This is a genomic window from Rouxiella aceris (genome assembly GCF_012933545.1).
Classification (GTDB): Bacteria; Pseudomonadota; Gammaproteobacteria; order Enterobacterales; family Enterobacteriaceae; genus Rouxiella; species Rouxiella aceris.
Window position 1 is genome coordinate 456,221 of sequence record NZ_JAADJU010000002.1, and the last position, 19,457, is coordinate 475,677.

General features: G+C 53.3%; 18 protein-coding genes. 5 read left to right on the top strand and 13 right to left on the bottom strand.

Annotated features, from left to right (window positions below; translation table 11 throughout):
- Nucleotides 1-30: 30 nt before the first annotated feature.
- The 7 genes from galM to modE form a co-directional block, all read right to left on the bottom strand.
- On the bottom strand, nt 31-1,077 hold the full coding sequence (gene galM / locus GW590_RS05655) for a galactose-1-epimerase (protein WP_169402027.1): 1,047 nt from the start codon (nt 1,075-1,077) through the stop codon (nt 31-33).
- The gene (gene galK, locus GW590_RS05660; RefSeq protein ID WP_169402028.1) at nt 1,071-2,219 is read right to left on the bottom strand and encodes a galactokinase; all 1,149 of its coding nucleotides are present in this window, start codon (nt 2,217-2,219) and stop codon (nt 1,071-1,073) included. The genes galM and galK overlap by 7 nt, the downstream gene beginning before the upstream one ends.
- Nucleotides 2,219-3,268, bottom strand: coding sequence for a galactose-1-phosphate uridylyltransferase (gene galT / locus GW590_RS05665; RefSeq protein WP_169402029.1), 1,050 nt, complete (start codon nt 3,266-3,268; stop codon nt 2,219-2,221). The genes galK and galT overlap by 1 nt, the downstream gene beginning before the upstream one ends.
- 9 nt (nt 3,269-3,277) lie before the next feature.
- On the bottom strand, nt 3,278-4,294 hold the full coding sequence (gene galE / locus GW590_RS05670; RefSeq protein ID WP_169402030.1) for a UDP-glucose 4-epimerase GalE: 1,017 nt from the start codon (nt 4,292-4,294) through the stop codon (nt 3,278-3,280).
- 213 nt (nt 4,295-4,507) lie between these two features.
- Complete coding sequence (locus GW590_RS05675) at nt 4,508-5,320, bottom strand: hypothetical protein (protein WP_169402031.1); 813 nt, start codon at nt 5,318-5,320, stop codon at nt 4,508-4,510.
- A 1,694-nt stretch (nt 5,321-7,014) separates the two neighbouring features.
- Nucleotides 7,015-8,487, bottom strand: coding sequence for a molybdate ABC transporter ATP-binding protein ModF (modF, locus tag GW590_RS05680; protein WP_169402032.1), 1,473 nt, complete (start codon nt 8,485-8,487; stop codon nt 7,015-7,017).
- Nucleotides 8,488-8,682: 195 nt separating this feature from the next.
- Nucleotides 8,683-9,465, bottom strand: coding sequence for a molybdenum-dependent transcriptional regulator (gene modE, locus GW590_RS05685; protein WP_169402033.1), 783 nt, complete (start codon nt 9,463-9,465; stop codon nt 8,683-8,685).
- A 192-nt stretch (nt 9,466-9,657) separates the two neighbouring features.
- Here modE and GW590_RS05690 point away from each other — a divergent pair, with 192 nt between their 5' ends.
- The 4 genes from GW590_RS05690 (at nt 9,658) to modC (ending at nt 12,537) form a co-directional block, all read left to right on the top strand.
- Nucleotides 9,658-9,813 carry an AcrZ family multidrug efflux pump-associated protein gene (locus tag GW590_RS05690; RefSeq protein ID WP_169402034.1) on the top strand — a complete coding sequence of 52 codons (156 nt, stop codon included), beginning with the start codon at nt 9,658-9,660 and terminating at the stop codon, nt 9,811-9,813.
- 185 nt (nt 9,814-9,998) lie between these two features.
- Nucleotides 9,999-10,769 carry a molybdate ABC transporter substrate-binding protein gene (modA, locus tag GW590_RS05695; protein ID WP_169402035.1) on the top strand — a complete coding sequence of 257 codons (771 nt, stop codon included), beginning with the start codon at nt 9,999-10,001 and terminating at the stop codon, nt 10,767-10,769.
- Nucleotides 10,769-11,458, top strand: a complete 690-nt coding sequence (modB, locus tag GW590_RS05700) for a molybdate ABC transporter permease subunit (RefSeq protein WP_169402036.1) — start codon at nt 10,769-10,771, stop codon at nt 11,456-11,458. Before modA ends, modB begins: the two co-directional genes overlap by 1 nt.
- Nucleotides 11,458-12,537 (top strand): molybdenum ABC transporter ATP-binding protein ModC, encoded by a 1,080-nt coding sequence (modC, locus tag GW590_RS05705; protein WP_169402037.1) that lies wholly within the window; start codon nt 11,458-11,460, stop codon nt 12,535-12,537. The genes modB and modC overlap by 1 nt, the downstream gene beginning before the upstream one ends.
- A gap of 40 nt (nt 12,538-12,577) precedes the next feature.
- Here the strand turns inward: modC and GW590_RS05710 are convergent, their stop codons facing one another.
- Entirely contained in the window at nt 12,578-13,396 is an 819-nt protein-coding gene (locus tag GW590_RS05710; RefSeq protein ID WP_169402038.1) for a pyridoxal phosphatase, read from the bottom strand.
- Between the two features lie 198 nt (nt 13,397-13,594).
- On the opposite strand from GW590_RS05710, the gene pgl reads away from it, so the two are divergent.
- Nucleotides 13,595-14,596, top strand: coding sequence for a 6-phosphogluconolactonase (gene pgl / locus GW590_RS05715; RefSeq protein ID WP_169402039.1), 1,002 nt, complete (start codon nt 13,595-13,597; stop codon nt 14,594-14,596).
- A gap of 69 nt (nt 14,597-14,665) precedes the next feature.
- On the opposite strand, the gene GW590_RS05720 is transcribed toward pgl, so the two are convergent.
- From GW590_RS05720 to GW590_RS05740, 5 genes are all read right to left on the bottom strand, one after another.
- On the bottom strand, nt 14,666-15,970 hold the full coding sequence (locus GW590_RS05720) for a putative acyl-CoA thioester hydrolase (RefSeq protein ID WP_169402040.1): 1,305 nt from the start codon (nt 15,968-15,970) through the stop codon (nt 14,666-14,668).
- 210 nt (nt 15,971-16,180) lie between these two features.
- The gene (locus tag GW590_RS05725) at nt 16,181-16,663 is read right to left on the bottom strand and encodes a kinase inhibitor (protein ID WP_169402041.1); all 483 of its coding nucleotides are present in this window, start codon (nt 16,661-16,663) and stop codon (nt 16,181-16,183) included.
- 43 nt (nt 16,664-16,706) lie between these two features.
- The gene (locus tag GW590_RS05730; protein ID WP_169402042.1) at nt 16,707-17,387 is read right to left on the bottom strand and encodes a type 1 glutamine amidotransferase domain-containing protein; all 681 of its coding nucleotides are present in this window, start codon (nt 17,385-17,387) and stop codon (nt 16,707-16,709) included.
- A 56-nt stretch (nt 17,388-17,443) separates the two neighbouring features.
- Nucleotides 17,444-18,487: an NADP-dependent oxidoreductase gene (locus tag GW590_RS05735; protein ID WP_169402043.1), complete on the bottom strand. Its 1,044-nt coding sequence runs from the start codon at nt 18,485-18,487 to the stop codon at nt 17,444-17,446.
- 184 nt (nt 18,488-18,671) lie between these two features.
- Nucleotides 18,672-19,451, bottom strand: a complete 780-nt coding sequence (locus tag GW590_RS05740; RefSeq protein ID WP_169402044.1) for an ABC transporter substrate-binding protein — start codon at nt 19,449-19,451, stop codon at nt 18,672-18,674.
- Nucleotides 19,452-19,457 lie beyond the last annotated feature (6 nt).

Here is a 19,457-nt window from a genome sequence, read left to right on the forward strand (position 1 = left end):
CGCGCGGATCGCCACGCGGGCCTGTTTCAGTTACAGCGCAAAAAACTGATATACCGTTGAAGAATGATAGCCTTGTCCCGGTTTTATCCAACAGCTTGGCTGTGGCCAGGTGCCATGGTTTGGACTATCCGGTAAAAACTCACTCTCCAGCGCCACGCCGCTAAAGTTGGCATATTCGCCACCGCTGCGGTTAGGGGTACCGTTGAGGAAATTACCGCTGTACAGCTGCAAGGCAGGGGCAGAGGTAAACACCGTCATTTTCACCAACTGATCCGCTGACCACAGATGCGCCGCCGGATTATCATTGGCGTTGCAGGTAGGAAACAGCAGGTAGGCGTGATCATAGCCCTTGACCCGCTGTTGGTCGCGATCGCTGAGGAAATCCTGCGCCAGCGTTTTAGGCGTGCGGAAATCCATGCCGGTATTTTCCACTGTCGTCAGATCGGCGCAGGGAATGCCGTCGCTGTCGATTGGCAGAAAACGTTCGGCAAACAGCTGCAGCTTTTGCTGACGGGCGTCGTGGCCTTCGCCATCGAGATTAAAGTAGGCATGATTGGTCAGATTGACTGGACACAACTTGTCTACCTGTGCCTTGTAATTGATTTCAATCCGATTATCGTCGGTGAGCACATACTGGACTTCTGCCGTCAAATCGCCGGGATAACCCTGATCGCCATCGGGTGAAAACAGCTGAAAACTGACCTGCTGCTCGCTGTAACTGGTAATGCTCCAGCGACGGGCGTGAAAACCTTCAGGGCCGCCGTGCAACTGGTGCACACCCTGATTGGCCACCAGTAGATGCGGTTTGCAGTCGATCTGAAACTGGGCGCGTGCAATACGATTGGCATAACGCCCCACGGTCGCGCCCAGATAGGCGCTTTGATGGAGGTAGGATTCGGGATCCTGACAGCCCAACAGCATTTCACGCTGTTCACCGTTGCTCAACGGTAGAACAAAAGAGAGCCAGGTTGCACCCCAATCCATAAAGGTTGCCGTAGCCCCGGAAGGATTTTTTAGCGTGACCAACTGAAAAGGCGAACCATCGGGGGCTCGCTGGGTGTCCACTGGCTTTAACATACGCTGGCTCCTTCGGAGGCCTGGCAGACGTAAAAGGTTTCTTTGAAACCGGTTTTAGCATGGTATTGCTGCGCCACGGTTTTACGCACCGCATCGACCAGTTCATTCGGCATCAGCGCCACAATACAGCCACCAAAACCGCCGCCGGTCATACGCACGCCGCCTTGATCGCCAATCACTGATTTGACAATTTCTACCAGCGCATCGATAGGCGGTACGGTGATTTCGAAATCATCACGCATTGAAGCATGAGACTGCGCCATCAATACGCCCATTTCTCGCAGATCGCCTTTGCTCAGCGCATCGGCAGCGGCCAGGGTGCGATCGTTTTCGGTGATCACATGACGCGCACGGCGTGCTACCACCGGGTCCAGTTTATCGCTGGTGGCGGTAAACTGCGCCAGATTGACATCGCGCAAGGCTTTTACACCAAAGAAACGCGCCGCGCTTTCACATTGTTCACGGCGGGCATTATATTCGCTGTCGACCAGACCCCGTTTAACGTTGGAGTTAATGATCACCACCGAGGCATTTGTTGGCATCGATACTGCTTTGGTTTCCAGGCTGCGACAGTCGATCAGCAGAGCGTGGTTTTCTTTACCCAGCGCGGAAATTAGCTGATCCATAATGCCGCAGTTACAGCCGACAAACTGGTTTTCTGCTTCCTGACCGTTAAGCGCCAACTGCACGCCGTCCAGCGGCAGATCGTACAAGGATTTCAACGCCTGACCGACGGCAACTTCCAGGGAGGCGGAAGAGCTTAGCCCTGCGCCCTGCGGCACATTACCGCTGATTACCATATCGGCGCCGGAGAAATCGCCATTGCGCAGTTGCAGATGCTTGATGACGCCGCGCACATAGTTTGCCCAGGGCAGAGACGCGGTGCTGACAATCGGCTCGTCGAGCGAGAAGCTGTCTTGCTGATTATCGTAATCGGCAGCAATTACGCGAATGATGCGGTCATTACGTTGCCCACAGGCAATTACCGTTTCATAGTCAATGGCGCAGGGCAGCACAAAACCGTCGTTATAATCGGTATGTTCGCCGATCAGATTGACGCGGCCGGGGGCTTTAATGGTAATGGTTGCCGGGTAGCCAAATGCGTCTTCGAAGATTTTTAACGTCTTGTTCTTTAATTCCATTATTTCACTCCGGCTTCACGATAATGAACATCACTGACTGCGCGCAGCCGCTCGGCGGCTTGTTCGGCGGTCAGGTCTCGTTGGGTTTCGGCCAGCATTTCATAGCCGACCATAAATTTTCTCACCGTTGCTGAACGCAGCAGCGGTGGGTAAAAATGTGCGTGCAACTGCCAGTGCGACAGGTCACCGTCGATATAGGGAGCACCATGCCAACCCATTGAGTAGGGGAATGAGCATTGGAACAGGTTGTCGTAGCGGCTGGTGAGCTTTTTCAGCGCCAGCGCCAGATCGTGGCGTTGAGCCTCGGTCAGTTCGGTAATACGCAGTACCGGTGCTTTCGGCAGTAGCAGGGTTTCAAACGGCCATGCTGCCCAGTAAGGGACCACCGCCAGCCAGTGTTCGGTTTCCACTACTGTTCGACTGCCATCGGCCAGTTCGCGTTGCACATAGTCCACCAGCATTGAGCTGCCGTGCTGCGCCATATACTGTTTTTGCAGACGGTCTTCCCGTTCCGCTTCGTTAGGCAGAAAGCTGTTGGCCCAGATTTGACCATGAGGATGAGGATTGGAGCAGCCCATGGCCGCACCTTTATTTTCAAATACCTGCACCCAAGGGTAGGTTTTGCCCAAATCGGCACTCTGTTCCTGCCAGGTCACAACAATTTTTTCCAGCGCATCCACTGACAACTGTGGCAGCGTTTTGCTGTGATCGGGAGAAAAGCAGATCACCCGACTGGTACCGCGTGCGCTTTGGCAGCGCATAAGCGGATCTTCGCTCTCGGGAGCAAAGGGGGTATCGGGCATCAGAGCGGCAAAATCATTGGTAAACACGTGCGTACCCTGATAATCAGGGTTAACGTCACCGGTTACTCGAGTGTTGCCCGGACACAGGAAACAGTCAGGATCGTGCGCGGGCAGCGTCTCCTGTGACGGGGTTTCCTGCTGGCCCTGCCAGGGGCGTTTTGCACGGTGTGGGCTGACTAATACCCACTGATCGCTCAGTGGGTTGTAGCGCCGATGTGGATGTTCAATCGGGTCAAAGCTAGACATCATTCTTCCTTAATCCGGGTAGCCCTGTGGGTTTTTGGATTGCCACAACCAGGTGTCGGCGGCCATATCTTCCAGCGTACGACTGACGCGCCAGTTCAGCTCATTGGCGGCTTTGGTCGGATCGGCCCAGTAGGCAGGCAGATCACCGGCGCGGCGTGGGGCAAACTGATAACTCACCGGTTTGCCACAGGCTGCGCTAAATGCGTTGACTACCTGCAGCACGCTTTTGCCGATACCGGCACCGAGGTTATAGATATGTACACCTGGTTTGTTGTGCAGGGTTTTCATGGCAGCCAGATGGCCATCGGCGAGGTCAACGACGTGGATATAGTCACGCACGGCGGTACCATCTTCTGTTGGGTAGTCGTTACCAAAGATGGACAGTGATTCACGACGACCAACGGCAACCTGAGCGATAAACGGCATCAGATTATTGGGAATGCCTTGCGGATCTTCGCCCATCAAGCCTGACGGATGGGCACCGACCGGATTGAAGTAGCGCAGCAGCGAGATGCTCCATTGCGGTTCGGCGCGCTGCAGGTCTTGCAGGATCTGTTCAACCATCAATTTGCTGCGGCCATATGGGCTTGACGGCGTGCCGGTCGGGAAGTCTTCGACATAAGGCGTTTTTGGCTGATCGCCATAGACGGTAGCCGAAGAGCTGAAAATCAGATTGGTCACGCCAGCTGCGCGCATGGCTTCAACCAGCACCAGGGAGCCATAAACGTTGTTATCGTAGTATTCCATTGGCTTATTCACGGATTCGCCGACGGCTTTTAGCCCGGCAAAGTGAATCACGGAGTGCACGTTATGCTGCTGGAAAATGGTATCAAGCAAGGCACGATCGCGAATGTCGCCTTGATAAAGCACAGGGGTTTTACCCGTCAGAGTAGTGATGCGCTCTAAAACGCTGGCTTTGCTGTTACAAAGATTATCCAGAATGATTGGCGTATAGCCCGCTTTAATTAATTGAACACATGTGTGGCTACCTATGTAACCGCTACCACCAGTAACAAGAACGTACATAAGGACTCCTTAAAGGTAATGATGCCGATAACAATAACACGCTGTCGCGCGCAAAAAGGTGATCCATCTTTTAAAATGGAATCGTTTACACTGTATAGTTTAGCACTGGCAAGGGGGGGATACTATGGGGAGTGAAATGCTAATTTGACTTAAGGTATCGTTGATGGCTGTGGGGTGTAATCGCATACATTGGGGTTTTTAATTGCAAATTTTTTATTTGAATTTAACTTCAAGGTCAAGGTCAAGGTCAAGGTCAAGGTCAAGGTCAAGGTCAAGGTCAACGGCATTCGCTGCGCTCACTGGGCGGCGGCCCAGACCGCCCAAAGGAGGCGAAGGCGCGCCTCCTTTGGAATCCTGCGCCTTGTCCAAATTGAACAGTGTCGTGCCCTCGGTTGTAGTTCTTTCCAGTGACATCAGTGTGTGGCCTAAACCACGCCGCTTCGCGGTCCCTTCACTCGGTCGCGAGCCAAAAACGTCTCGCTCCACGTCGCTCAGCGTAGGTTTTGAATCGGCCAGGAAACATTTAAAGCAAAACCGGGATTGGCTTAAATGGCAATTTTGGGTTTTAACGTCAACTTCAAGGTCAAGGGCATTCGCTGCGCTCACTGGGCGGCGGCCCAGACCGCCCAAAGGAGGCGAAGGCGCGCCTCCTTTGGAATCCTGCGCCTTGTCCAAATTGAACAGTGTCGTGCCCTCGGTTGTAGTTCTTTCCAGTGACATCGGTGTGTGGCCTAAACCACGCCGCTTCGCGGTCCCTTCACTCGGTCGCGAGCCAAAAGCGTCTCGCTCCACGTCGCTCAGCGTAGGTTTTGAATCGGCCAGGAAACATTTAAAGCAAAACCGGGATTGGCTTAAATGGCAATTTTGGGTTTTAACGTCAACTTCAAGGTCAAGGGCATTCGCTGCGCTCACTGGGCGGCGGCCCAGACCGCCCAAAGGAGGCGAAGGCGCGCCTCCTTTGGAATCCTGCGCCTTGTCCAAATTGAACAGTGTCGTGCCCTCGGTTGTAGTTCTTTCCAGTGACATTTGTGTGTGGCCTAAACCACGCCGCTGCGCGGTCCTCTCGCTTGGTTTCGTGCCAACGGTAAGGCTGTTGTCACTCAACGCTGCGCTCGACGTAGGTTTTGAATCGGCCAGGAAGCATTTAAAGCAAAACCGGCAACATTAAAGGTCAACTGCAAAGACAAAAAGACAAAAAGACAAAACAGTAGTTTCTGAAACCGTATGGTGTACATAGCTAGTTGGCACATTCAGAGACGGCGCCGCGCGAAGCGGAGGGAGACGTTTTTGGCTCCCGACCGAGCAAGGGGACTGCGTAGCAGCGCGGCTCGTGCCACGCTGGGAGTGACTGAAACATAGCCGGTAATAGGCAGCAGACGAATCAAAGACACCAAAAGGCCCAGGATTGTTAAGGAGCGGGCCAGCGCTCCTTAACTCGGTTCGGCACAGCGGGTTAAGTGGCCATTGCAATTATAAAACCGAAACAGCTCCTCGGAGTTAATTGACGTTAAAACCAAAAATTGCCATTTAAGCCAAACCGGCACTGTTTACATAGTCTACTGGCACATTCAGAGACGGCGCCGCGCGAAGCGGAGGGAGACGTTTTTGGCTCCCGACCGAGCAAGGGGACTGCGCAGCAGCGCGGCTCGTGCCACGCTGGGAGTGACTGAAACATAGCCGGTAATAGGCAGCAGACAAATCAACAACACCAAAAGGCCCAGGATTGTTAAGGAGCGGGCCAGCGCTCCTTAACTCGGTTCGGCACAGTCGGTTAAGCTGCCCCCGCAATGATAAAACCGAAACAGCTCCTCGGAGTTAATTGACGTTAAAACCAAAAATTGACACTTAAGCCCAAATCGAAACAGTTCCCCATAGCCGATTGACTTTAAACCAAAAATTGCCATTTAAGCCAAACCGGTACGAAGTACATAGCTAGTTGGCACATTCAGAGGCGGCGCCGCGCGAAGCGGAGGGAGACGTTTTTGGCTCCCGACCGAGCAAGGGGACTGCGGAGCAGCGCGGCTCGTGCCACGCTGGGAGTCACTGAAACATAGCCGGTAATAGGCAGCAGACGAATCAACAACACCAAAAGGCCCAGGATTGTTAAGGAGCGGGCCAGCGCTCCTTAACTCGGTTCGGCACAGCGGGTTAAGCTGCCACTGCAATTATAAAACCGAAACAGCTCCTCGGAGTTAATTGACTTTAAGCCATAAATTGCCATTTAAGCTAAAACCGAAACAGCTCCTCATAGCCAATGGTCTTTAAAACCAAAAATTGCCATTTAAGCCAAACCGGCACTGTTTACATAGTTGGCTGGCACATTCAGAGACGGCGCCGCGCGAAGCGGAGGGAGACGTTTTTGGCTCCCGACCGAGCAAGGGGACTGCGCAGCAGCGCGGCTCGTGCCACGCTGGGAGTGACTGAAACATAGCCGGTAATAGGCAGCAGACGAATCAAAGACACCAAAAGGCCAAGGATTGTTAAGGAGCGGGCCAGCGCTCCTTAACTCGGTTCGGCACAGTCGGTTAAGCTGCCCCCGCAATTATAAAACCGAAACAGCTCCTCGGAGTTAATTGACGTTAAAACCAAAAATTGCCATTTAAGCCAAACCCGATACAGCTCCTCTAAAGCCAATTGATTTTAAAATGAGAAATTGTCATTTAAGCTAAAACCGAAACAACTCCTCACAGCCAATTGCCTTTTAAGCCACAAATTGTCATTTAAGCCAAAACCTCTACTTCATAACGATAAATCTCCCCCTCCGGCACAAACGATAACCGATGGGTAATACATTGCGGGGCATCCTCGGCGTGGTGGGAAACAAACAGTAATTGCGTGCGGCCTTCGGCTATCAAAATATCTATCCAGCGGCGTACCAATTGACGATTCAGCGGATCGAGACCTTGCAAAGGCTCGTCGAGGATCAGTAATGCCGGATGCTTCACCAAGGCGCGGGCAATCAGTGCCAGACGCTGTTGACCCCAGGATAAACTGTGGAAAGGCAGATCGGCAGTGCTGCCAGCCAAACCCAATAACTCCAGCCACTGCGTGGTCAGCTGCTGCTGACGATCGGAAACCGCCTGATAAATCCCAATCGAATCAAAAAAACCAGACAAAATCACATTGCGCACGCTGGAACTGACGCGGTAATCGAGATGCAGGCTGCTGCTGACGTAACCAATATGACGCTTGATATCCCAGATGGTTTCTCCGCTGCCGCGACGACGGCCAAACAGCGTCAGGTCATTACTGTACCCCTGTGCATGATCGCCGGTGATCAGACTGAGTAAGGTCGATTTACCCGCGCCATTTTGCCCGGTAATTTGCCAATGCTGGCCAGGGGAAACCTGCCAGTTCAGACCGTGTAAAATCGGTTTATCGTTGTATTGCACTACGCCATTGCGTAACACAATCAAAGCTTCGCCCTCGGGAGGTCGCACCTGACGAGGGGGATCTTCGGTCTCCGGCAACGGCATACCGTCCAGTGTTTCGCTATAGGCCAACTGCGCAATCAGGGCGTCAGACAAAACCTGTTCACGCGGGCCGACCGAGGCCAACGTACAGTCGGCGAGCACGCCAACGTGCTGCACAAAGGCTGGAATATCATCAAAACGGTTTAACACCAGCACCATGGTCTGCCCCTGGGCGGCCAGCTGCGCCAGGGTGTCGGCCAACTGCTGGCGAGCAGAAACATCCAAACCGTCAAAGGGTTCGTCCAGCACCAACAGGTCCGGTTGTTGCATTAATACCTGACACAGCAGCGTCTTGCGCGTTTCGCCGGTAGAAAGATATTTAAAGCGACGCGTCAGCAAATGGGCAATACCAAACTGTGCCGCTAATGTTGCGCAGCGCGTGGCATCTGCGACCTGATGCTGAATAATTTCGGCGGTGGTGCGTCCGGTATCGTCTTCATCGGCACTTAGCATGTCAGTGTTATTGCGCTGCCATTCGTCGGCGACCAATTTTTGCAACTGCTCAAAAGAGAGCCGCACAATATTGCTAAAGTCACTATGGCGCTCGCCGTTAAGCAACAGCAAATCACCGGCAATTGCCCGCGCCAGCGCTGATTTTCCGCTGCCGTTGGAACCAACAAACGCCCAGGACTCGCCCTGTGACAAATGCAGTTCCGCCAGTGACAATGTGCGAGTATCACTAAGCCGGAAAATAGCCTGGGATATGGTTAATGATGTCATCTCTTGTTTGCCTGTTAACCCGTTGATCTTTCAAATTGCCGCTACCTCCGCAAAGAGCGCTGTTTTGGTCTGCATCCTGGCGGCAAAGGGCGCATTACGCTTTTCAGGGATAAGCGGATCGGCGGGTTAAGTCAATTGACAATTCTGCAAATTATCAACGCTGAAAATGCAAGATATTGAATAGTAATCTCTTTTTTAACAGAGAGTGGCGACTATCACTTTATCGGCATCGAAAAGGGCATAGATCTGCGCGCCTTCTTGCAGTGCCAGCTCGCTGACCTGCGCCGTAGGCACCGTTGCACAGAGCACTTCACCGGCGTTTAAGGCGATCAGCACTTCGCAATTGTCTGCCCCTTGCTGAATGCTCTGGACCTTACCGGCCAGCGCGTTGTCGGCATGGTCTGGCTGATAACTCAGGGTGATCCACGGGGCTTTGATCAATACCAGAATTTCCTTGCCTGGCAACAGTGACAGTCGATCGGCACTTTGTTGGGTGAGGGCGGCGCGGAGCTGCGTCTGTCCATCGGCCAGCAACACATTAATATGTTGCTGCACTTCTTGATGATTACGTTCAATCACCGTACCAAACAGCTGATTTCTGGCGCTGGTTTGCAGTGAAAAACGTGCAATGGCCGCCAGCAAGCTGTCGAGAGGCAGGCCATCATCTTTCAGTACATCAAAGGCTTTTTGTTGAATTTGTCCCAGTAAATCAAAAAGCTGAATAAGGCGTTCACCGTAGCGGGTCAGCTGGGCACCGCCGCCGCCTTTACCGCCGGTATTACGCTCTACCAGCGTTTGATCTGCCAGCAAATTCATCTCGTTAATGGCATCCCAGGCGCTTTTATAGCTGATGCCGGCGAGCTTGGCGCCCTGACTGATTGAGCCGGTATTTTTAACCTGTTTAAGCAGCTCGATACGCCGCGGGTCGGCAAACACACGCTGCTGAAGTTTTAAGGTTAACAGGATTTCGGCTTGCATAATTTGGGTCCAGTGACAGAAGGAGGCGCGCATTGTCGCCGATCCTCGTTATTTCTTAAACCGCCAAGCTCACGCAATATGCGTGTCAGTTGGCGAATAGCTAAAGTAATTGTACAAATTCACTGTTAAGATTGCTTACAGAGTTTTTGCTTTCGCCTTCAGGGCGTTTTCAGCCAGCAGAGTGAGGCCTTTATGTTAGAACTACTAGAGAGTTTGCTGTTTGCAGTCATTATGGTGCCAGTGTTTATCGCCGTTATTCTCGGGCTTATCTATGGCATGGGTGAACTGTTTAACCTGATCTCCAACGTCGGTCACCCGAAAGAAACACGCAGCGAACACAAATCTTAATCCCCACCGCTTTTATGCTGCATCCGCCCGGCCACTGCGCCGGGTTTTCTTTGTTTATTGCGCCCGATCAAATCCTTTCAAGTTACGCCGAACTTTGCCGATAAGTTTTATGCGATCACGAGTTTTCACGTTATATTGCCGCTTATACAGCGTTCTGATTAACATCACTAATAAAGGAAAACTCGATGCGTATTACTCTGGGTAAAGGTTTAACGGTTGCGGTGCTGGCGGCGGGTGTGTTTAGCCAGGCACAGGCGGCGGAAAAAATTACCGTGTTTGCTGCGGCCTCGCTGACCAATGCGTTGCAGGATATTGCGACGCAGTATCAGAAAGATAAAAAAGTCGAAGTGGTCTCTTCGTTCGCTTCCTCTTCGACATTGGCAAAACAGCTGGAGCAGGGAGCACCGGCCGATCTGTTTATTTCTGCCGATCAGCAGTGGATGGATTATGCAGTCAGTAAACAGTTGATGGTCGACAATACTCGCTATACCTTGTTAGGTAATCAACTGGTGCTGGTCGCTGCTACAGACAGTAAACTGAACAAGATTGAAATTAATAAACAAACTCCGTGGGTGACGCTGCTTAATGGTAGCCTGTTAGCCGTGGGTGACCCGGCCCATGTCCCTGCCGGTATTTATGCCAAGGAAGCATTACAAAATCTTGGTGCCTGGTCAGCGCTGGAGGCGAAATTGGCGCCGTCCAGTGATGTGCGCAGTGCCCTGGCGCTGGTGGAACGTCAAGAGTCACCGTTGGGCATTGTTTATGGCTCAGATGCCATTGCCAGTAAAAAAGTGAAGGTTGTCGGCGTATTTCCAGAGTCCAGCCACAAGCCGGTCGAATACCCGATGGCCATTGTCAAGGGTCATGAAAACCCGGCAGTCAGTGCGTTCTTTGCGTATCTGAAAACCCCTGCTGCCGGTGCCATTTTCAAACAATATGGATTTACCCCACGCTAATGATATTGAGTGAATATGAGTGGCAGGCGGTGATACTGAGTCTCAGGATCGCCAGCCTGGCGGTGATAGGCAGTCTGCCGCTTGGTATTCTGACTGCCTGGGTACTGGTACGTTGCCGGTTCCCGGGCAAATCCCTGTTTGACAGCATTATCCACTTACCGCTGGTGTTACCCCCGGTGGTGATCGGCTATCTGTTGCTGGTGATCATGGGGCGTAAAGGTTGGATCGGTGAGTGGTTGTATGACTGGTTTGGTTTTAGCGTCAGTTTTAGCTGGAAAGGGGCGGTGCTGGCATCGGCGGTGATGGCCTTTCCGTTAATGGTCCGTGCCATTCGTCAGTCTCTGGAAGCCATTGATCTGCGGCTTGAGCAGGCGGCGAAAACCCTGGGTGCCTCGACCTGGAAGGTATTTTTTACCATTACCTTGCCACTTTCTCTGCCTGGTATTATTGTCGGTATTGTCTTGTCATTTGCCCGTTCACTGGGTGAATTTGGTGCCACCATTACTTTTGTTTCCAATATCCCTGGCGAAACTCGAACCATTCCGCTGGCGATGTATACCCTGATTCAAACGCCGGGAGCGGAAGGCGCAGCGGGCAGACTCTGCCTGTTGGCCATTCTGCTTTCTTTGGCTGCCTTAATGATTTCTGATCTGCTTGCCCGGCGAAGCCGTAAGCGTTTGGGGGGTTAATGTTATCTCTGGATTTCACTCAGCAAGTGGGCGATCTCTCCCTTGAGGTTACTGCCGATTTGCCGGAAAGCGGCATTACCGCCATTTTTGGTCTCTCGGGTGCAGGCAAAACCTCGCTGATCAACGCTATTGCCGGTCTGACCCGGCCGGACAGCGGCTCGATTGTGCTTAACGATCGTATTCTGTCGCTGCGCGATCCGCAACGGCGTAAAGCCATTTTTATCGCCCCCGAGAAACGGCGGATTGGCTATGTTTTTCAAGATGCCCGCTTGTTTCCGCATTATAAGGTTCGTGGCAATCTGCAATATGGCATGGTGTCAGGCATGCGTGCGCAGTTTGATAATATCGTGCAGTTGCTGGGTATTGACTCACTGTTAAATCGCTACCCGCTCACGCTCTCTGGTGGCGAAAAACAGCGGGTGGCCATAGGGCGTGCCTTGTTGAGCGGCCCTGAGTTATTGCTGATGGATGAGCCGCTGGCGGCGTTGGATCTGCCACGCAAGCGCGAACTGATGCCCTATCTGGAACGTCTGGCGCAACAGGTGCGTACCCCGATTTTATATGTCACTCACAGCATGGATGAAATTCTCAGCCTGGCCGAAAAGGTGCTAATCCTTGATAAGGGCAAAGTGCTGGCATTTGGCGAGGTTGAAGAGGTGTGGGCCAGCAGCGTTATGCGTCCCTGGTTGCCGCGCGAAGAGCAGAGCAGCGTACTTAATGTCAAAGTGCTTGAGCATCACCCGCGCTATGAGATGACGGCGCTGGCGCTGGGCGGTGAGCGGCTGTGGATCTCCAAAGTCGATGCGCCGCCGGGAACGCCGATGCGTATTCGCGTGCAGTCAGCGGATGTGTCGCTGGTGCTGCAACCCACCGCCAATAACAGCAGTATTCGTAATATTCTGTCGGCGAAAGTGCTGGAAGTGATCGACGTAGACAATGCGGTGGAAGTGAAACTGGCGATGGCCGACCATGTGCTGTGGGCCAAAATTACGCCATGGGCGCGTGACGAATTACTGATCCGTCCCGGCCAATGGCTCTATGCACAGATCAAAAGCGTGTCGTTAAGTCGTAGTGACTAGGCGGTATTGTCACACCGCCTGCTAACCCGTTAACCTGCGTTTAGAGCACCCGGCTGCGGATCACTTCGGCAATGCCCGGCTGTTCATTGTCGGCAATCACCAGCGCGGCACTGGCTTTAATCGCCTCGTCGGCATTGCCCATCGCAACACCCAGTCCCACGCTTTCCAGCATGCTTAAATCATTGTAGTTATCGCCAAAGGCGACGACGTCAGCCATGCTGATACCCTGGGCTTCTACCCACTGTTGCAGGCGTTTGCCTTTACTGTTGCCGCCTTTGGCAACGTCAACCTGATCGTGCCATGACCATTCGCAAGCCAGTCCCAGCTCATTTTCAGCCTGTTGTGCAAAGGCCTGCAGCGCCTCTAAATCCTGATGAGAAGTGGCAAACTTCCAGATTGACTGCGCCTCGTTTGCCGCTTCACGCAGGCTGTTGACCTTGATGATGGTTGGACGCTGGCCTTCTGGCAGCGATTTACCCCAGGCGATGGAACGTTCAACGTGGCCGCTGGAGTGCTGATACAGCATCGCATTATCAACATACAGCAGACCGTGTATCGCATAGTGATCCAGCAGGTCGATCACTTTCTGCGCTTTGGCGCTGTCCAGCGGATCGGCGGCGAGTACTTTTTTGGCCTGAAAATCGTAGAGATAGGTGCCGTTGCAGCAAATCGCCGGGGTATCAAGTTCCAGCGCCTGATAGAACGGATGGATAGCCACATGATGGCGTCCGGTCACGACGATGATTTTAATTCCTGCGGCGCGTGCGTCAGCCAGTGCAGAAAGCGATTGCGGAAGAATACGTTTTTGACGGTCAAGCAGTGTGCCGTCGAGATCGAGCGCGATAACGCGATAAGTCATGGGCGGTTCCAGCAGATGGTCATGGCATAAAATTAAGGTTTTCGATGGTACACCTTTATGCCAGCTGTTAAAACCTCGCATCAAGGGCTAATGTCTTCTCGCGGATAGCCTGTTAACTTGAGTCAAGATTAACTAAGGCATTTGCCGACCGACGGTCTTATAATTAGCACGCCGATCCCGCTTTAATCAGGAGATAAAATGAAACAAGTCGTTTATGTGGCCAGCCCGGACAGTCAACAAATTCATGCATTTGACCTTGCTGCCAACGGTGAGTTGACGCTACTGCAACAGGTTGATGTTCCCGGTCAGGTTCAGCCTATGGTGGCGGCCCCGGATGCCAGTCATCTGTATGTCGGGGTACGTCCGGAGTTTGCTGTGCTGACTTATCGCATTGGCCAGGATGGCAAACTGGAACAGGCGGGCATGGCACCGTTGCCCGGCAGCCCCACGCATTTGGGGATGGATTTACAGGGGCGTTTTCTGTTCAGCGCCTCTTACAGCTTTAATAACGTCAGTATCAACCCCATTGCAGCCGACGGCGTAGCGCTGGCCGCGCAGCAGGTGCTGGAAAATCTGCAGGCGCCGCACTCTGCCAATATCGATCCGACCAATCAGTTGCTGATGATCCCGGCGCTGAAAGAAGATCATATCCGCCTTTACGACTTTAGTCTGCAAGGTGAGGCCACTGCGCACCAGCCTGCCGAGTTAAGCACGCAGCCGGGCGCGGGTCCACGCCATATGGTGTTCCACCCGAATCAGCATTTTGCCTACTGCGTGAACGAGTTGGACAGCAGCGTCGATGTCTATCAAAAAGATGTCACCAGCGGTGAATATCATGCCATTCAGACACTGGATATTTTACCGGCAGATTATAGCGGTCAACGCTGGGCTGCGGATATTCACATTACCCCCAACGGCCGTTATCTTTATGCCTGCGATCGCGGATCAAGTCTGTTGTCGGTGCTGAAGGTGTCCCACGATGGCAGCGAACTGGAATTGGTATCACACCATGCCACCCAGACGCAGCCGCGCGGTTTTAATATCGATCACAGCGGTCAGTATGTGATTACTGCCGGTCAGAAATCCGATGCCATTGAAGTGGCGCGTATTGATGAAAATAGCGGCGAGCTCAGCCTGCTGAAAACCTATCCGGTGGGTAAAGGACCGATGTGGGTGACCATTATTACCCTGCATCACTAATATTTAGCCGATAAAAACCCGCCAGACTTTGCAGTCTGGCGGGTTTTTATAATAACGGCAGATCAGGGATTATTTTGCCCCGGCGAACACGTTGTTATATTGCCACAAACGGTTAAAGCTTGAATCATTCAGATTACGGTTCGGGGCAATATTGCCACTGAACGGACGTTCTGAATAAGCCGCTTCACCCCATGGCTGTTGCAGGTGATAGCTGCCATCAATCTGGCTGTCGCGGATCACCAGTTGACCATTTGGCGTCTGGCCTGGGACATAGCCACCTTTTTCGGCACCGAGATCGACGGAACGACCCAGCAGCGCTTTCTGTGCTGCACCTTCGCCGCTAAAGCCTTTATCGCCGGTCAGGTTACTGTCAATGACCAGGAAACCGTAGGAGATATTGGCCGGAGTGACCGGCGCAAAGACGTTGGCCTGTTTCACGCCACGGCTGGAGACCGTATGGAATTCCACATGATCAAAGACTGCGTTGGCACGACCGGTAACGTAATCGACGTCGCCGACAATCAGGCTGTTATGCACGTAAACACGGTTGTAGCGCTGAGTGACCGGTTGATTCTTGATATCGCTGGTGGTCAGCAACAGGGTATTTTCGCGACCCAAAACATGTACGTTGTCCAGCAGGCTTTGGTCACCATCAAGGCGCAGCGCCGCTGCAGGGTGGGAAGCGGCATCGCTGCTGTCTTGCAGACTATTGCTGATCGTCAGGTTTTGCAGTTGCAGACCGGCGGCCTGTGACCACAGCGTAGCGCTGCAGCTTACGCCGATGCTGTCAGTTGGCTGCTTGCCACACTGATTGAACATATACCATGCGCGATCGCCGGGCAGAAATTCGCCATGAGGATTGAGCGTGGCGCGATAGGCTGCCGGTGTGACCGCAGCTTCCAGGCCTTGTTGCAATACCACTTGATCGGCGCTGTCACCGGTGCCGAACAGGCTGATTGGCGGTGCACCAGCGGGAATATAGACTGCGCCACTGTAGGTGCCTGGCAGAATTTTAATGTATTCACGTTCGCCGTGATTATGCTTGCTTAGCGCGGCGTTTACCGCCTGCTGAACCGTGGTGTAGGCGGCACCGTCTACGCCTTTTTTCGGACCGACGACAAATTCGGTGCTAATGCCGTCCGTTTTGGCCAGCACAGGGGACCAGCCCTGTTGTTGCACCTGCAGCGAAGGACCACCGAATGCCAGATAGGATTTGGCGGTGAAGTTATTGGCTTCATCAGCGCTAAGAACAGGCAGTGCCGCAGTACCCGGTGCGATCTGGGTAGAGACGCCTTGTTGGCTGTGACTACAGGCTGACAGCACCAATGTGGCAGATAAAATGGCGCAGGCTTGCGACAAGCTGGAAATTTTCACTGTGTCTGACTCCTTGATAAACAAAAAAAGCGGTCAGCCGGGCTAACCACTTAGTTGTTTTAAAAATACGCTGGTTTTAAACACACGGATAACGAAGCAGAACGCGCTGCTGAGCGTCAGGGTCCGTCTCCCGGTAAAATACCGGGATCTTGATATCATATACCCGTCAGGACCCAAACTGCATCTTTGTTGCAGCCCTTAACCTCGCATTTAGCTATAGATCACCGTCAGACCCGCTTTGCCCAGCGTATGAAAATGCAGGTTAAAGCCGAGGTAAGCACCGCTGCTCTGTTCGTCCACTTCCAGCGTGGCAACGTCGAGGGCGAAGACGGTGAACTGGTAACGATGGTGTTCACCTTGTGGTGGCGCCGCGCCGCCGTAACCGGCTTTACCAAAATCGGTGCGGGTTTGTACCGATCCGGCGGGCAGACCCGGCAGGCCAGAACCGGCCCCGGTGGGCAGGCTGCGCAGATCTGCGGGCAGATTGGCTACGCCCCAGTGCCACCAGCCAGAGCCGGTGGGTGCATCGGGATCGTAACAGGTAATGGCAAAACTCTTGGTGCCGGCGGGAGGATTATCCCAGCTCAGCTGGGGCGAAAGATTTTCTCCCTCATAGCCCATACCATTAAAAACCTGGGCGTTGGGCATCTTTTCGCCATCGCGTAAATCGGTGCTCTGTAGTGTAAAAGCCATGCAAACCTCTTTGTGTGACGTTATCTTTCAATCGCTTGTTGCTTCAGACCGAGCCTAGCATTTTTAATAACGCCTGGGCAACGGCGCTGGAAGACGCCGGGTTTTGTCCGGTGATCAGCTTGCCATCAACCATGACATAAGGACGCCAGTCGGCGGCTTTACTGTATTCGCCGCCATTTTTCTTCAGCTCATCTTCCACCAGAAAAGGCACAATATCGGTGAGCTGAACGGCCTCTTCTTCGCTGTTGCTAAAGCCGGTAACGTGTTTATCTTTAACCAGCGGAATGTCGTCGATTTCGACCTGACACAATACCCCTGGCGCATGGCACACGGCAGCCACCGGTTTTCCTGCCTGCCAGAACGCCTGGATCAGTGCGATAGAGTGCGGGTCTTGCGCCAAATCCCATAGTGGGCCATGTCCGCCGGGATAAAAAATGGCGTCAAACTCGTTGGCATCGATCTCTGCCAGCTTGCGGGTATGGGCCAGGGCGGCCTGGGCGTCCTTATCCTGACGGAATCTTTCAGTGCTGGCCGTTTGTGCGTCTGGCTCATCACTTTTCGGATCGAGAGGGGGCTGACCGCCTTGCGGGGAGGCCAACACCGTCTCTGCTCCGGCATCGAGAAACTGGTAATAGGGCGCGGTAAACTCTTCCAGCCAGAAACCGGTCTTTTTACCGGTATCGCCGAGTTTATCGTGTGAAGTCAATACAATCAGTATGTTCATATCATCGCTCCCAAGATGTTAGCTAACGCTTGTCAATCTAAGCAGGTGATCGGGACTTAATCGTTTTCTTCGCCAATTTGTACCACCACTTTGCCGAAGTTTTTCCCTTCAAGCAGCTCAATCAGGGATTGCGGGGCATTTTCCAGCCCTTGTATCCGATGTTCGCGGAATTTGATTTTATCAGCAGAGAACCATTCCCCCATCTGTTTGGCAAATTCGCCATAGCGATGGCCATAGTCATCAAAAATAATAAAACCTTGCACCCGTAGTCGTTTTCTTAAAATGGTGCTGGTTAGCAACATTAACCGATCCTGCCCCTGTGGCAAGCCTTCGGCATTGTATTGCGACACCAGACCGCAAACCGGCACACGAGCTTTGGTGTTAAGTAGCGGCAGCACAGCGTCAAATACCGCACCACCGACGTTTTCAAAATAGACATCAATTCCCTGCGGGCAAGCCTCTTGCAACCGCTGTGCCAGCGCCGGGTCGCGGTGATCCACACAGTGATCAAAGCCAAAATGCTCAACGGCGTAGCGACATTTCTCCGCGCCGCCGGCAATGCCCACCACCTTGCAGCCCTGCAGTTTGGCGATTTGTCCGACCAGCGAGCCGACCGGGCCGGTGGCGGCGGCAACCACTACCGTTTCGCCGGCTTGCGGTTGGCCAATATCCAGCAGTCCCATATAGGCGGTAAAACCGGGCATGCCGAGTACGCCCAAGGCCAGAGAAGGGTGCTTCAGCGCTGCGCCTTCGAGTTTTCTCACCAGCGTGGCGTCAATGGCGGCATAGTCCTGCCAGCCGCTGCTGGCCACCACCCAGTCACCGGCTTTGAAATTTTTATCGTTCGAGGCCACAACGCGAGAAACAGCACCGCCGGTCATCACCTGGTCAATAGCCACCGGTGCTGCATAAGACGGGGCATCGCTCATACGGCCGCGCATATAGGGATCGAGGGAAAGATAAACCGTACGCAGCAATAGCTGGCCTGCGGCAAGGGAGGGCAACGGCTGCTCTTCGAGACGAAAGTTTGCGGCCACCGGGGCGCCTTTTGGGCGTGAAGCCAAAACAATACGGCGATTAACAGATTGATTCTGAGACATACAGACTCCTTGGCATGATGAAATTTATCCACTGCAACCAAGTATAGGTCGTCAGGCAGGGATTATAAGGGAGACAGTATAGGGCGGAGGGGATAGGGGTTGTCTGGCTACTTTATGCTACATCGACGGCAAGGCAAAAAAACAGCCAGCGCAGCCAGGCCGCACCAGCCGATGGAGAGGGTAATTATTTAACGCTTACATCGATATCGCCGAAATATTTTTTCGACAGTTGGCTGACTACGCCATCCTGTTTGACCTTGGCAATCGCCTGGTCCAGTCTGGCTTTATTGACTGTGTCGCCTTTACGCAGACCGAAAGCAATGCCGCTGCCAAGGATCTTGTCATCGCGCACCGCATCGCCAACAAAGCTGTAGCCTTTGCCGTCGGCACGATCGAGGAAGCCGTTCTGACCCGCCGGGGCCAGTACCAGAGTGCCATCAAGACGTCCGGAGGTCAGATCGAGATAGACCTGGCTCTGGTCCTGGTAGGAGACAATATCCACGCCTTTTGGTGCCCAATGGGCCTGGGCGAAGCTCTCCTGAATCGAGCCTTGCAGCACACCAATATGTTTGCCTTTCAGCGCCGCTGCGTCAGGTAACAGGCCGGAGCCGGTTTTGGCGATCAGTTTGGTAGGTACACGGTAGATCACATTGGTGAAATCAATCGCCTGGCGACGTTTGTCGGTCACGTTCATTGCCGAGTTGATGGCGTCAAATTTGCGCGCCTGCAGGGCTGGGATCAAACCGTCAAACGAGGTTTCGCTCCATTCACACTTCACTTTGGCCGCCGCACAAACTGCGTGGCCGAGATCAATATCAAAACCCTGTAGCTCGCCGCTGGCTGATTTGGATTCAAAGGGCGGGTATTGCGCTTCCAGACCAAACTTGATGCTGGCACTATCGGCCAGGGCAGAGAAAGAGGCAACGGCACAACCTAACAGCAGCAGGCTTTTCAATTTTTTCATTATTAC